The organism is Planococcus maritimus (assembly GCF_001592825.1).
Classification (GTDB): domain Bacteria; phylum Bacillota; class Bacilli; order Bacillales_A; family Planococcaceae; genus Planococcus; species Planococcus maritimus_C.
On sequence record NZ_LTZG01000016.1, the window covers coordinates 1 to 440 of the forward strand.

Below are 440 nucleotides of genomic sequence, written 5' to 3' on the forward strand. Positions count from 1 at the left end.
GACTACCGGGGTATCTAATCCCATTCGCTACCTACGCTTTCGTGCATGAGCGTCAGAAATATGCCAGCGTGCTGCCTTCGCTTTCGGTGTTCCCCATGATATCAACGGATTTCACCCCTACACCATGAGTTCCGCACGCCTCTCATACTCTCTAGCGATGCCGTTTCTTCTGCCCCTCCCAGGTTAAGCCCGGGGTTTTAACAAAAGACTAACACCGCCACCTGCGCACCCTTTACGCCCAATAATTCCGGATAATGCTTGGGGCTCTCGTATTACCGCTCCTGCTGGCACGAGATTAGGAGCCCCTTATTCCTGAGGTACCGTCAAAAATTTCTTCCCTCATAAAAGATCTTTACACACCGAAATGCCTCATCAATCACGCGGCGTCGCTCCGTCAGGCTTTCGCCCATTGCGGAATATTCTCGGCAGCCACCCGTAGG

1 rRNA gene is annotated in these 440 nt (G+C 52.7%); it reads right to left on the minus strand.

What is annotated here, in order from left to right:
• Positions 1–440 (minus strand): 16S ribosomal RNA (locus AY633_RS10400); the annotation flags it as partial.